Origin of the sequence: Rhodopirellula maiorica SM1 (assembly GCF_000346295.1) — a bacterium.
Classification (GTDB): domain Bacteria; phylum Planctomycetota; class Planctomycetia; order Pirellulales; family Pirellulaceae; genus Novipirellula; species Novipirellula maiorica.
In genome coordinates this window covers 1-14,017 of record NZ_ANOG01000953.1, presented here as the reverse complement: position 1 = coordinate 14,017, position 14,017 = coordinate 1, and the positions used below count along the sequence as shown (strand labels likewise).

Genomic DNA, 14,017 nt, shown 5'->3' with positions numbered 1-14,017 from the left:
GGCCTGTTTTGCCGCCATCGTTGCTGTTTTCGCTTAGAATGTCGCTGACGTTCGACCGAGTCGCTTTCCTCTCGCGATTGATCTTCACGCCTCCGCTTTGCACTTCCCCCATTGGACCCGATGCAATGATGCTCGACACCGCCTCGAAAACGATTCGATCCCTGTTGATGCTTACCGCGATTGGTCTAAGCACGAACGTGGCGACCGCGGACGATTGGCCACAGTGGATGGGGCCGACGCGTGATGGCAATTACAACGAGACCGGACTCGTCGAATCGATTCCCACTGACGGACTGCCGATCAAATGGCGTGTCCCCGTCGACGGTGGCTATGCCGGCCCCGCTGTCGTCGGCGATCGCATCTATGTGATGGATTACCAACGCACCAAGGGGACGCTAGTTGAGGATCCCGGAACGAAGCCGAAACTTGAAGGGATCGAGCGTCTACGCTGTCTTGACGCCACCAACGGCGATCAAATTTGGAAATATGAGTATCCATGTAGCTACCGAATCAGCTATCCCGCCGGCCCGCGAGCGACACCGACGGTCGTCGACGGAGTGGTCGCCATCCTAGGGGCGCAGGGTGACCTGGCGGTGCTGGATGCAGAAAGCGGAAACGTCAAATGGCACATCAATTTGCCTGAACAATTTAATGCCCCTGTTCCCACCTGGGGATTCGCTGCGCATCCGCTTGTCACCGACGACATGGTCGTGACGATGGTTGGTGGCACTGATCAAGCCGTCGTCGCGTTTGACCGCAACACGGGCAAAGTGAAATGGAAGTCTCTGTCGAGCACGGATGCTGGCTATTGCCCGCCTTCGATCATCCAAGCGGGCGGAACGACTCAGCTGATTGCTTGGCATCCGCATGCGATAGCATCACTGAATCCGAAAACGGGCGAAACTTATTGGACCGTCCCGTTGATTCCCGATTACGGCATGTCGATCAGCCAACCTCAGCACAGCGGCGAGTACTTGTTTGCCAGCGGCATCAAAGACAAATCGCTGATGTTGAAACTTGATGCCGACAAGCCTGCGGTGACGGAAGTTTGGGCCGGTGCGCCAAAAATGTCGCTGAGCGTTTCCACGATGACTCCCGTGATTCACGATGGATTGATGTTCGGAACGGATGAATCGTTAGGCGCCCTAGTTGCTGCAAAGGTTGCAGACGGCGAGCGAGTTTGGCAAACCTATGAACCGGTTCGCCCCGAGCAAAAACGAAAACTGCCTGCCGGAACCGTATTCGTTACACGGCATACGGCTAGCGGCCACTACTTTTTGTTTGGCGAAGACGGCCATTTTTCGATCGCGGACATGGACGCCGACGGGTATCACTCGCGAGGACAAATGAAGGTGGTCGAGCCCACACAAACCGCGTTTGGACGCAAGGTCGTATGGAGCCATCCCGCCTATGCCAACCAAACAGCCTACGTGCGAAATGACAAAGAATTGGTGGCGATTGATTTGGCCAAACCTTAAATCCGGAGCGATCTAATCTGGAATTGGCTCGCAGACTGTCGATTCATAAATGTTTTTTCGTGGCGGAACTCGTCAACAGCTTGTCGGTTTAATCGAAATGTAGATTGCATTGGTGAGCCGTTGGCCGTGAGACGCCGTTGGCCGTGAGACCTCGAGTAATGCGCCGGACCCGGCCGCTAACGCGTCGCGGCTCACTAAATCAACAAGCCGTCACGAGGTTCGGCGGGGCAAGGGTGGACGAAAGTCTTCGCGACTTTCGCTACAAAGAAAATAATCATCGATCGGTATCGTGTCCCCACTTGGAATTCATTGCATGAAACGTCTGCGTCGTGCCGGTTTGGCTGCTCTGCTTCTCGCTGCTTCATCGTCTGCAACAACGGCGTCCGCAGTCGATTATTTCTTAACCATTGGCGGCGGTTACTCGCCTTCGGGTAACCAAGCGTCGCTCGAACGCAATGTACTGTTCTTTCAGCGACTACTGAAGAATCATGGACTCGATGAAAACGAGAACGACATCTACTTTTCCGATGGTGACCATCCTGACGATGACCTGCAAGTGATCGATCGCACATCGATCCCCAGGGCGAATCAATTGATGGCCGAGTTTTTCGGAAGTCAACGCGATCTCGGACTGTCCTATCGCAACCATCAAATCGACAATGTCCGCGGTTCCACGTCACCGAAAAATATCCAGGCATGGTTTGATGATGTCGGTTCGACGATGGCAAAAGGTGACCGATTGCTGCTGTACGTCACCGCCCACGGCAGCGAAAGCCAGACTCGCAATCAACCCTACAACACTTCGATCTCGTTGTGGAACCACAGCAAAATCACCGTCAGCGAGCTGTCCAAAATGCTGGACCAATTGCCCGAGGGAGTCAGCGTGGTGACGATCATGGTGCAATGCCATGCAGGCGGTTTTGCCCGACTGGTGTACAACGAAGGGGATCCTGACAAAGGGCGTTCGTCGCAGAAACGAAGCGGCTTCTTTGCCACCGTCCATGACCGGCCGGCCGCCGGATGCACGCCCGATATCGACGAAGCTTCGTACGTCGAATACAGCACCTATTTCTGGGAAGCAATCGCGGGACGAACGCGACTGAACCAACCTGTCGAACCGCCCGACTACGACAACGATGGTGTGATATCGTTCGAAGAAGCCCACGCTTACACCATCCTGAAAAGTGACACGATCGATTTGCCGATCAAAACCTCCGGAGAATTCCTGGGCGAAGAGAGTGGTTTTCAAGACGACCAACATCCCGATTTGCTTCCGCGTGACCTGGAGTACAGCGAACTGCTGAAGTTTGCCACCCCTGCGGACCGTGCCGTGCTGGAGGGATTGTCGGCGCAACTGGAACTCGAGGGTGAACATCGCTTCGAGGCTGCGGAACGCAAGAAGAACGAACGTCGTCCCCGCGGACGTGGACGATCACGGCCGACAAGCACCGACAGCAGTGCATCGCTGCGACGCAAAATCGCAAATGACTTGCGTGGCAAATGGCCAGCATTGGCTAACCCACTGAACCCGATCGGGATCGAGTTGATGACCCATCGTAGCGATGACTTTATCCATGCGATCCAGTCGCATCCCGATTACGCCAAGTATCGCGAGCTTGCCGATGCGAATCAAAACAGCTTGAGCGATCGCGAGAAATTGGTGAAGTACGAACGTTTCATTCGTACCGCCGAAGATGTCATCCTGCGAGAAAATCTGACTCGGCTAGGAGACGCCAATACGATCGCGGCATTCGAAGCGATCATTCAAGGCGAAACGGGATCACTTGAACGCTAAGCGAAAGATCTGGAACGCCGAACGGGCGGCCTCGCGAAACGTCAACTTGCTTTGGCCTTGTTGCCGCTCGGTAAAGGTGATCGGAACTTCGGCCATCATGGCACCACGACGATCCAACAACACAAGCAACTCTTCGAGCAGTGCGTAACCTCGGCAATTCCAATCACCAAGATTCAATTGACGCAGCGAATCGACTCGGTAGCATCGCATCGAACCGCTGCAATCTTTGACCGGCAGACGCAAACAGAGCGTGGCAAACGCATTGACCATGCGGCTCATGATCCGCCGACGTAACGGCCATCCGACGATCTCGCCGCCGACAACATAACGCGAACCGACGACGACATCGATTTTTGCGTTTTCGATCGCGCGATCCAGCAACGCCGGCAATTGGGCGGGGTCATGGCTGAGATCCCCGTCGAGATTCAAAAAGTAGTCATACGAATGCTCAATGGCATCCGACATCGCACAACGAATCGCACTGCCAAGGCCCCGTTCATGTTCGCGAACCGTGACGCGGACCTGTGGATCCACACCAGCCAAGTCGGACGCGATCGCCGCGGTACCATCCGGCGAGTTGTCGTCGACGATCAACAAATCCGCTTCGGGCAACGACGCACGCAATCGCTCGATCATCGCCGCTATATTTGCGGCTTCGTTGTACGTACACACACCGACCATCACGCGGCAGCGACGATCCGCAGCAGGATTCGATGAAGGGTTAGCGGCTTCGGACAACGGTGATTACAAAGGGGGCAGTGAGGGACGAACCAGGCAGACAAACGTCCCTCGAATCAGAGTTTTGGGACCGGTCACCCGTGAAATTTCCAACACAGATTGTAGCGTTGCTGGGTCAATTTGCGACCCTGCTACGCCATCGATTCTGAAATTCCGATCGGAACGATCCAGGATGGCAACGTGTCCGAGGTGGTGGCGATTCCCACCACGAACGTTGACAACAGGTGCGAACCGTTCTGCGTGGGGCGAGCGATCGCGGCGGTCCATGCCAAGTGGATGTGACGCCCATTTGCATTGCCGCGGGCGAGAACACGATTGATTTGGCGTGCCTGATACGCAAACAGGCGATTGGTCGTCGCTTGCCAAAGCCCGCCAATCGGACGCAGAACGTCGAATCGCACTTGGTGAATTCCCGCGTCCACAAACGCGTTGCCAAGCGAATCATAAAACGACGATCGCAAGCCAAAACGCTCTGGCAGCACCAATGCCGGCGTCCGCTCTTCTTGCTGACGAATCCGAATCATCCACTGAGCAATTTGAGAGAGCGACATCATGATGTGGCAAGATCGACGAAACAAGAGACAGGCATCGATTACCCGGCCCGTGGGGTCCGAGCCAGAGAAATGGCTGGGCCTTGGGCCTGGACGACGCAGAACAACACAACTGCAAAACGAACGCGTCGGATTAGGCATCGCTGCCAGTTCGCATCCGCTGTAGCATGCTGTGAAAGTCGACCGAAACTTCGCTTTCGTTGCGATCCAAATAGGTGGATTTTGGTGAGCGCGATAGATCGACATCCTCTTCGATGACCAACAAATCGCTGTCATCACGAACGGTCAATCGCAACGAGCCTTCCGAGAGATCCGTGCGAATATAGTTTTCGGGTTCACATGAATCGTCGCTGCCCGCGTCGTCGTCACGATTCAATTGCAATGTGGCAGGCGATTCTTCGACTTCGTCCGCGATCAATTCCAGATCCGCCACTTCATCGTGTTGCGATTCGGTCCACTGCGGATCCGATGCTTCGTGAAGTGCCAAGTAGTTGGCGCTGGATGCCATGTCGGCGATTCCAATGATCTCTTGATGCAGCATCGATTCGAGGTCATCACAACGATTGTCCGAGCAATACGCATCGCCCGAATGTGTTGCTGCGGCATCAATTTCAATCGTTTCATCTTGTTCGCATTCCACTTCGATGGATTGCGATGCGACAGGCTGTGATGCAACCGGCTGAGTAGCCGGAGGTTGGTCCGCGATCGGAGCGACCGTGTTCGCAGTACCTTTCAGACTCACCTCTTCTTCGTCATCAAACTCGCCAAAGATCACGCTGGGGTCTTTGACCGTGACGCGGCGTTCGGCAAGGCTATTGACTTTCGAAACCGGGAACGACACGAGCGAATGATACTGAGTCTCGCCCTTGACCTTGTTCTCGCCAACGCCGTCGGCAAACAACTCAGCACTGAGCATGTTTTCTCGCATTGTCGAAGCGACCAAGTCTTGCAGGTCACCCGATGCATCGGAATCCGTGGAAACCTCATCCGTGTCTTCACAGGAAACGTCGCTATCGGTTTCACATTCTTCTGCAATCGACGCATCGGCTTCGTCGACGTCGCCTCGGGCAGCGATGTTCGCTAGTGGGTTGGAATCCAGTTCGTCGAGCTCGCCAAATTCGACCGGCGCTCCTTCCTGTTTAACCGCCGGCGACTCGATCATCGGGCTTGGCAGTTGTTGCAGTTGAGCCCAGGCACGATCGATGGTGTTTTCGGTGATCAACGACTCGTCGGCGGCTTCAGCAATATCAATCGCTTCGGTCATGATCTGGTTGACCAAACGTGGTACGCCACAGCATGCATGGTGCACTGCGGCGAGAGCTTCGTCGGTAATCGTCGACGCAGGATCGGCACCACAGCACTGGATCGTTTCAGAGATGTAGTGACGGGTTTCGTCCGCGTTCATGGGGTGCAAGTAGCAACGGGCGGCGATCCGCTGCGAGAACGGTTCCATCGACGGCGCGGCAAGCGTGTCATCAAGCCGGACGCCACCCACAACGACGGCAAACACGCGAGGTTGTCCGCCGCTTTGGATGTTCGTTGACATGCGGATCGCCTCGAGCACTTCGGCGCTGAGCGCCTGGGCTTCATCGACGATGATCAACAGCCCATCGTTAGGCGGATCGTTGTCACAGACACGGTCGACCAAGGCCAATTGCAGATCGGCATCGGCGATACCGCGGTAATCGGCGCCAAGATGATGCAGCAGGTGACGCAAGTAAGCCGATCGCGTATCGATCGGGGTTTCGCCCAGGATCACGACGTCGTGAGTTTGACGATAGCGATCGACCAGCAGCGAACAAAGCAACGACTTGCCGGTGCCGGGAGGTCCGACGACCAGCGAGACACCCTCGCGTGCATCCACACTACGGCAGACGCGAGTCATGGCGTCGGCGATCGAACCAAGCGGAACGTACCGTGAAACACTTGGAAATGCTGGAAACGGTGGAGTCACGTATTGTGGATCGGGGCGTTGCATGGGTCGAGAACTTCTTGTTTCGAGGGGGCGTTGAAGCGTTTGCGATTTGCTAGTACCGCGGCTTTAACAGCTTCTTTGTGACGCACTGCCCCTTTAGAACCAAAAATCACCGAGCAGGGCAATGCATCTAATCACTAGGATCGACATAACCGTTACAAATCCTAAACCCAATCGGAAGAGAAGTCCGAGAAAAGTTGGCCCCGTTTAGACTTGGTAGTAGCCGCGGTACCAATCGACGAATGCTTTGACGCCCGTTTCGATCGACGTTTTGGGGCGAAATCCAACCGCTTCTTCTAACGCTTCGACGTCGGCATAGGTGGCCGGGACGTCTCCTGGCTGCATCGGCATCATGTTCTTGACCGCCTTGGTGCCAATCGCGTCCTCGATCACTTCGATAAAATGAGCAAGCTGGACGGGTTGGTTGTTGCCGATATTAAAGACTCGGTAAGGCGCTTTGCTGGTAGCCGGATCGGGGTTGTCGCTGTCCCAGTTCGGATTGGGTTTTGCGATCTGTTCGGACACTCGATGCACGCCTTCGACGATGTCGTCGATGTAGGTAAAATCACGCTGCATCTTGCCGTGATTGAAGACATTGATGGGCTTGCCCTCCAAAATCGCTTTGGTGAACAAAAACAACGCCATGTCGGGTCGTCCCCAAGGTCCATAGACGGTGAAGAAACGCAGCCCCGTCGTCGGCAGATCGTAGAGATGACTGTAGGTGTGCGCGGTTAACTCGTTCCCTTTCTTCGTCGCCGCATACAAACTGAGCGGATGATCGACTCGGTCATGCACCGAGAATGGCATTTGAGTGCACCCGCCATATACGCTGCTGCTGCTGGCGTAGGTCAAGTGTGGTGTCTTGGCGTGACGGCAAGCTTCGAGCACGTTCATGAACGCGACGACATTGCTTGTCACGTACGCATGAGGGTTTTCGAGCGAGTAACGAACGCCCGCTTGGGCAGCCAAGTGCACCACACGGCTGAAGTCATGCTTGCGAAACACGTTTATCACCGCGTCGGTATCCGCAAGGTCCGATTCGATGGGAGTGAAGTTGTCAAAATCCAGCAACTGAGCGAGTCGGTCGCGTTTCAATTGAACGTCGTAGTAGTCATTGACGATGTCGATGCCAACGACATCGACACCCTGCTTCAACAGTCGTAAAGCGAGATGATAACCGATGAATCCGGCGGTACCGGTGACAAGGTAAGTGCTCATGAAGGAATCGGATTCACAGATCAGAAAGGAAGCAGGAGAGGGGGAGGGCGAGGCGAAACGGAGCCTAGAATAGCAGATGCATACGCGGAGCTGTCGCGAGCGACACAATTGATCTCGTCATCCGTGACGCGTAGGCGACCGGTCGTGGGGCGATACACGCTGCCTTATAGCCCATGGACAAAGCTGTGTTTTGATCTGCAACCCAATCAACGGCCGCTTGTGTCGGCTGACAAAATCAATCGAGAGGCAAACCACCGATCGTAATTCACACTCGAAAAACGCGAAGCGTATCCCGCATTTCGATCGGCAGAGATGTCTATCAGCGGGGATGTCTAGACGGGTTCTTCGATCATCGCCACGGAATCGTGAACGCCGGGCACAATGCGAGTCACGCTGACTTTGGTCTGCCGAAGCTCTTCAATCTCGGCGGCCATTTGGGCGATCAAATCCGCTACTTCTTTGCCTGCGGATTCACCAATGTTGATCATCAATGCTTTGCGTGAATTGTCGCTGAGTCGATTTTTTTTCATGGTTGCGTTCTTTTATTCAATCGAGAAAGAGGAGAAGAGTGTTTGACTAAGGAGGAAAATCGGGAGTTACTCTACCGTCACACTTTTTGCCAAGTTTCGTGGTTTATCCACATCGCATCCTCTCAGCAACGCGATGTGATACGACAACAATTGCAACGGCACGACATTCACGATCGGCTGCAAAAATTCGGTGACTTGGGGCACCGCAATCACGTCATCGGCGACCGCTCGGACTTGAGGGTCATCTTCGCTCGCCAACGCGATCACGGGACCGCCACGAGCTTTGACCTCTTCCATGTTCGACATCACTTTGTCGTACGTGGTGCCACGAGGAATGATGAACACACTCGGGGTTTCTTCATCAACCAATGCGATCGGACCATGCTTCATTTCCGCCGCCGGATAACCTTCGGCGTGAATGTAGCTGATCTCTTTTAACTTAAGCGCCCCTTCCAAAGCGGTGGGGAAATTGTATTGACGACCTAGATACAAAACGGTCGATGCGTTTTGGTACTTCTTGGCCACATCACGCACTTGCTCGTTGCACGTCAACGCTTGCTGGACCGCATTGGGCAACTGACGTAAATCTTCGATGATCGACTTGCCGCTTTCGAAGCTGAGATGACGCAATCGACCAAAGTACAACGCAAGCATTGCCAACACACAGCATTGCGAAGTAAACGCCTTGGTGCTGGCGACTCCGATCTCGGGACCGGCGTGCAAGTAGACGCCTCCGTCGGCGGCCTGAGCGATCGAGCTGCCGACGACGTTACAGACCGCTAAGGCACGATGCCCTTTTCGCTTCGTTTCTCGCAGTGCCGCCAACGTATCAGCGGTCTCACCACTTTGCGTAATTCCAAACACCAATGTGTTGTTTTCGATCGGCGGATTTCGATAACGCAACTCGCTGGCGTATTCGACGTTCACCGGAATACGGGCGAGGTCTTCGATCAGATATTCACCCACTAGCGCCGAGTGCCAACTCGTTCCGCACCCGGTCAAAATGATTCGCTCGACGGTTCGCAATTGTTGCGGTGTCAGATTCAATCCACCAAAGACCGCAGTCGCATTCTCGTCGTCCAGCCGGCCTCGCATCGCGTTGCGAAGTGCCTCGGGTTGCTCATAGATTTCCTTCAACATGTAGTGGTCGAAGCCTTCCAAACTGGCTTCGCCCGACTCGGTTTCCAGCGGCCGAATGTCGACGCGTACCTTGCCTTGGTCGCGGTGCAGTACCGAAAATCCCTCGGGGGTCAGCACGGCGATCTGGTGGTCCGCTAGATAAACAATTCGGTCCGTACGTCCGACCAATGGCGACGCGTCGCTGGCGACAAAGTACTCGCCTTTGCCTACTCCGATCACCAACGGGCTGCCAAATCGGGCGGCAATCATAAAGTTAGGCCGATCACGAAACGCAATGGCCAAACCGTAAGTGCCGCGAAGTCGCGAAATCGCCCATTGGACCGCGGTCAGATAGCGGATATTGGGTTGGCCAGAGGTTTCCGGCGTATTCTTTAGCCCTTCGGCGACCAGATGGGCGATCACTTCGCTGTCGGTGGCCGAAGCGAATTGGTATCCCTTTGCAATCAACTCGTCCTTGAGAACCTGAAAGTTCTCGATCACGCCATTGTGCACTAATGCGACTTCGCCATCGCCGCCCAAATGAGGATGCGCATTTTCCACCGTCGCGGGCCCATGCGTCGCCCATCGCGTGTGACCTAGACCCAGCGTGCCCTCTGGGGGCACCGTCCCTAATTGCGAAGCGAGTGCATCGATCCGTCCGACCGACCGAGTCACACTGAAGGTCGTGCCTCCAAAAATGGCGACACCTGCACTGTCGTACCCGCGATATTCCAATCGACGCAAACCGTCGACGAGGAAGCTACCTGCGTTTTCGCTTCCAACGTAACCGACTATTCCACACATACGTTTGCCTATTGGCGAAGGGCAGTCCCACGCCACTCGAAATTTCGAGTGTTTGAGTATCGGATAAATGGACTCGCATGCATTCCGAATTCGCTCACAATGACACGCAAATCGTGATTAGTTTTCTGAACTTAGTTCAAAAATCCTTTCCAAGTCGAGGCTAAGTTCGCAGCGGCATCGCAAGGAGAATGGAATCAAATTGCCGAACCGAAACGCAGTCTCAAAATAGTTCGGGTGGTACCAAATGAAAAGTCAAAATGTATCGATCGGGCAAAAGGAGCCGCTGACAACCTTTAGGCAGCCACAAGGCAACTTATCACCCCACCATGGCGAAATCAACTGCCCCCATGTTGGTGCCCGCTAAGTTGTCGAAGTTCGGTTCGAATCGCTCCGGACACTAACGTTTTTCCGTAGCGAAACTCACCAAGAGTTTCGGTTTAGGTCGTAGGATAGGCTTCTAACCTGTCAGTGCGGATTAGCATCCTAGCCTGTCAGTGCGCAAGCTGTACCTTTCGCCTGCCTGAGGATGATGACAGACTGGAAGTCTATCCCACTTTTTAGCTAGGCTGCTTTGCGAATTGCCGGAGCGGTCGTATCGGCAAATCGCTCCCATTTCCCGTTCTCGCTGTAGAACACAATCGTTTCGGGATGGCAGACGCGGCGCAGCATCGCGATGGTGTTTGGATTCTGCCATTTATCGGTAGCCGCTCCGATCACCACCACGTCCACGCGTCCGATCGTGTGGCAAACGCGAATCAGCCCGTTGTCGATCGAATCGGGAAAGATTTGAGGACTGACCCCTTCGCCGCGTACCCGTTGATGGAACTGCATCAGCGTCACAGGTCCTTCGCCCATCTCGAAAGCATCGATCGCACAATAACGCAATTTGGTCTCGGGATTGGACGCTTGGACCGTTGCGACAATTGCCAAAGCGCGAGCACCGTCATCGACACCGACTTCCAATAGTGAGCCGATTTTTAGCGGTTTCAGCAGCTTGCAAAGCGCGGGTTCGACATTGCGGCTGCCGAAACCCAAGATTCCTCGCGCGGGTTTAGCGGCGGCGGGCTGGGCGGCAACCGACGACGCAACGGGTTTTGCGGCCGCGCTGTGTTTGGACGCCGTGGCAGATGCCGATTTGGACGTATTGCTGACAGCTTGGCCGCTCTGCCGTGTTTCACGCGGCATCGGTGCAGCAGATTCCGCAGCGGCGGCATTTTCGGTGGCACCGTGGGTTCGACCACAGATGGAATTCCATAGTTTGCGCAGTGGCATCGGACGACAGCCTCGTGAAAAGATCGAGCGTTCGCGGAGTGCAGATGTAACGACTTCTCTTATTGTGTCGGCGAATTCGACCTGCGAAGTCGATCTGTGAGCCAAGAAGTCCGGTTGCACCGATGGTGGTCGAGTTTGCGTCCTAGGGTTTCTGTACTAGCTGTTTTCCGCAAATTCGTTTGCCTCATCCGTCATTCTTGGCCGCAAAACTTCATGAAAATCTCGGATCACCATCAAGATATCGGTGAACAGGACGTCATCGAGCTGTGTGAAGAACGATTGGCGTTGTCGGCAAGTCTGCCCAGTGATCTGTTGCTCGAGGCGCTCAGCATCGGATTGTCGGACGATCCCCTCGACCCGACTGCGGCCGTAAACTCGGACTTATCGTCACCACCGGAACCCGCGGATGCGTCGCAGGTGACCGACGCTGAACTGGCAACCCCCAACCTAATCGAACAAGCGGCCGAAATCCGTAGCCAATCGAGCACCGGGAATTCGGTTCTCAACGGCAGCGGCCAAACGGTCGCCGTGATCGATAGCGGCGTCGCGTGGGACCATGTCGCGCTGGGGAGCGGATTTGGTCCCGGATACCGCGTCGTCGGAGGCTGGGATTTCGCCGAAAACGATGACAACCCTTATGACGACGGACCCGCCGGTTTTCACGGAACGCATGTTGCCGGATTGTTGGCCGGGGAATCCGACTCGTTCTCAGGGGTCGCCCCCGGCGCCGACATCGTCGCGCTGCGTGTCTTTGATGATGACGGCATGGGGCAACTGAGCTGGATCGAAGACTCGCTTCAATGGGTGCACGACAATCAACACGCCTTTGAGTCGCCGATCACGACCGTCAACTTGTCGGTCGGAGCCGCGCTGAACGCAGATAACCTTGCCGACGCGATGTCGATGCTCGAAGACGAATTACAACTGCTACGCGACGACGGCATTCTGGTGTTTGCTGCGGCAGGAAACTTTTTTGGAAACTCGGTCACCGACACTAGCTTGATGTACCCGGCGGCCAGTGACGCCGTGGTCGCCGTCGGCTCGGTGAACGATCTCGGCGATCTCAGTTCGTTCTCACAGCGAGCCGATGGCTTGCTAGCAACCAGCGGCGAATCGGTTCACAGCTCGGTTCCCGATCACGTCTACGGCTGGGACGGACAGGTCAATGACTTTGCCTCGCTGAACGGGACCAGCATGGCAACGCCCCAAATCGCGGCGGCATCAATGCTGGTGCGACAATCGATGATCGATGAAGGCGTCGAGCCCACTCCCGACGCCATTCTGGCCAGATTGCGAGAATCGACCGTAACACGAATCGACGCCGAAACCGGGGCCTCGTACAGCGTCATCGATTTGCAGGCTGCGGTGAAGATCGCTGCATCCGATCCAGTCACCGACGCCAGCGAACCGAACGGGCCGAACGATCCCATCGAACCGAACGGGCCTGCAGAAAACGATCCAGACGAGCAAGGGGAACAAACCGAATTTGAAATTACTCACTTCACGGGGACGAGTGACAACGAATCGTTTGTACTCGATCTGACCGATGGAATCGAACTTCGCAGCGGCGGGAACATCTATCGCTTTGACGCGACCGATTCGCTGACCACCCCGATCGTGATTGATGTCGGTGCAGGTGCCGATTCACTGCACATTATCGGTTCGGACGAAGCCGAGCGGTTGGTGATGTATCCATCCGCCGGCAGCGAGGCGAGCCGCTTGTCGACCAACACCTTTGCAATCGAGTTTCGCGGTGTCGAGTCGGTCGTGTTTGACGGCGGTGGCGGATCGGACCGTGCGACGCTGTACGATTCCAGCGGCGACGACACCCTTCGATCCGGTCCCGACAAAACGGAGCTTTCGGGCGTCGGATTTCAATTTGAAATCAACCAGGTCTCGCGAATCTATGTGCATGCCACTGCGGGTGGCGACGACCACGCATTTTTGAATGATTCCGTCGGCGATGACACGCTTGCGGTTCGGCCTCAATTCACCAGCCTTCGCAATGAAACGTCATTCCAAGCTGCCTATGGATTCGAGCGGGTGTATGCCTACGCGACCGCTGGCGGCAACGACACGGCGACGCTGTACGATTCCGATGGCGACGACACGATGAGCGTTTCGCCGAGCCGATCGATCATCAGCGGGCCAGGTTACCAGGTCAGTGCTCGGGGCTTCGAATCGGTCGACGCCTACGCCAGCGGCGGGGGCAACGACACCGTGAACATTTATGCCGACGACGCCAACAGCCAATGGGACCAAACGAGCGACCGGCTGCAGTGGACCGGCAGCGACGGTGCGACCCGGATCGCACGCGGATTCGAGCGGATGCAGGCATTCGAGCAATACGAACCGATCGCGATCGCCCCGCAATCGCTGAACTTTGCCTCGATGATCCTCGGCGACGACGCCGACGAACGACTCCGCCGCGAACGCCAAGCCTCGCAAGCCGTGTTCGAATGGCTCGGCTCAGAAAAGGTGTCGGACACCTTGCTGGGGGAATAGAAAGGACAGATTGAGGTAGGTAGTTGGGAAGC

Annotated in this window: 10 protein-coding genes; 3 read left to right on the top strand and 7 right to left on the bottom strand. The window is 55.6% G+C overall.

What is annotated here, in order from left to right; all coding sequences use genetic code 11:
* The first annotated feature begins 125 nt into the window (after window positions 1–125).
* Window positions 126–1,478, top strand: a complete 1,353-nt coding sequence (locus RMSM_RS30525) for a PQQ-binding-like beta-propeller repeat protein (protein WP_040770308.1) — start codon at window positions 126–128, stop codon at window positions 1,476–1,478.
* A gap of 313 nt (window positions 1,479–1,791) precedes the next feature.
* Window positions 1,792–3,273, top strand: coding sequence for a hypothetical protein (locus RMSM_RS30520; RefSeq protein WP_008706592.1), 1,482 nt, complete (start codon window positions 1,792–1,794; stop codon window positions 3,271–3,273).
* On the opposite strand, the gene RMSM_RS30515 is transcribed toward RMSM_RS30520, so the two are convergent.
* The 7 genes from RMSM_RS30515 to RMSM_RS30485 form a co-directional block, all read right to left on the bottom strand.
* Window positions 3,259–4,011 (bottom strand): polyprenol monophosphomannose synthase, encoded by a 753-nt coding sequence (locus tag RMSM_RS30515; protein ID WP_008706590.1) that lies wholly within the window; start codon window positions 4,009–4,011, stop codon window positions 3,259–3,261. The genes RMSM_RS30520 and RMSM_RS30515 overlap by 15 nt on opposite strands.
* 131 nt (window positions 4,012–4,142) lie before the next feature.
* Window positions 4,143–4,565, bottom strand: coding sequence for a hypothetical protein (locus tag RMSM_RS30510; RefSeq protein ID WP_008706588.1), 423 nt, complete (start codon window positions 4,563–4,565; stop codon window positions 4,143–4,145).
* Window positions 4,566–4,695: 130 nt separating this feature from the next.
* Window positions 4,696–6,540, bottom strand: a complete 1,845-nt coding sequence (locus tag RMSM_RS30505; protein ID WP_040770305.1) for an ExeA family protein — start codon at window positions 6,538–6,540, stop codon at window positions 4,696–4,698.
* A 204-nt stretch (window positions 6,541–6,744) separates the two neighbouring features.
* Window positions 6,745–7,755 carry an NAD-dependent epimerase gene (locus tag RMSM_RS30500; protein ID WP_008706584.1) on the bottom strand — a complete coding sequence of 337 codons (1,011 nt, stop codon included), beginning with the start codon at window positions 7,753–7,755 and terminating at the stop codon, window positions 6,745–6,747.
* A 332-nt stretch (window positions 7,756–8,087) separates the two neighbouring features.
* Window positions 8,088–8,285: a hypothetical protein gene (locus tag RMSM_RS30495; RefSeq protein ID WP_008706582.1), complete on the bottom strand. Its 198-nt coding sequence runs from the start codon at window positions 8,283–8,285 to the stop codon at window positions 8,088–8,090.
* A 66-nt stretch (window positions 8,286–8,351) separates the two neighbouring features.
* A complete protein-coding gene (gene glmS / locus RMSM_RS30490; protein WP_008706581.1) occupies window positions 8,352–10,208 on the bottom strand; it encodes a glutamine--fructose-6-phosphate transaminase (isomerizing) in 1,857 nt (618 codons plus the stop codon).
* A 561-nt stretch (window positions 10,209–10,769) separates the two neighbouring features.
* Complete coding sequence (locus tag RMSM_RS30485; protein ID WP_040770304.1) at window positions 10,770–11,480, bottom strand: hypothetical protein; 711 nt, start codon at window positions 11,478–11,480, stop codon at window positions 10,770–10,772.
* 213 nt (window positions 11,481–11,693) lie between these two features.
* On the opposite strand from RMSM_RS30485, the gene RMSM_RS30480 reads away from it, so the two are divergent.
* Window positions 11,694–13,985, top strand: coding sequence for a S8 family peptidase (locus RMSM_RS30480; RefSeq protein WP_008706576.1), 2,292 nt, complete (start codon window positions 11,694–11,696; stop codon window positions 13,983–13,985).
* The last annotated feature ends 32 nt before the right edge of the window (window positions 13,986–14,017 follow it).

Coding starts and splice junctions, on each gene's coding strand:
- RMSM_RS30520 (WP_008706592.1), top strand. CDS start 1,792: ATGAAACGTCTGCGTCGTGCCGGTTTGGCTGCTCTGCTTCTCGCTGCT.
- glmS (WP_008706581.1), bottom strand. CDS start 10,208: ATGTGTGGAATAGTCGGTTACGTTGGAAGCGAAAACGCAGGTAGCTTC.
- RMSM_RS30505 (WP_040770305.1), bottom strand. CDS start 6,540: ATGCAACGCCCCGATCCACAATACGTGACTCCACCGTTTCCAGCATTT.
- RMSM_RS30495 (WP_008706582.1), bottom strand. CDS start 8,285: ATGAAAAAAAATCGACTCAGCGACAATTCACGCAAAGCATTGATGATC.
- RMSM_RS30525 (WP_040770308.1), top strand. CDS start 126: ATGATGCTCGACACCGCCTCGAAAACGATTCGATCCCTGTTGATGCTT.
- RMSM_RS30510 (WP_008706588.1), bottom strand. CDS start 4,565: ATGATGTCGCTCTCTCAAATTGCTCAGTGGATGATTCGGATTCGTCAG.
- RMSM_RS30480 (WP_008706576.1), top strand. CDS start 11,694: ATGAAAATCTCGGATCACCATCAAGATATCGGTGAACAGGACGTCATC.
- RMSM_RS30485 (WP_040770304.1), bottom strand. CDS start 11,480: ATGCCACTGCGCAAACTATGGAATTCCATCTGTGGTCGAACCCACGGT.
- RMSM_RS30500 (WP_008706584.1), bottom strand. CDS start 7,755: ATGAGCACTTACCTTGTCACCGGTACCGCCGGATTCATCGGTTATCAT.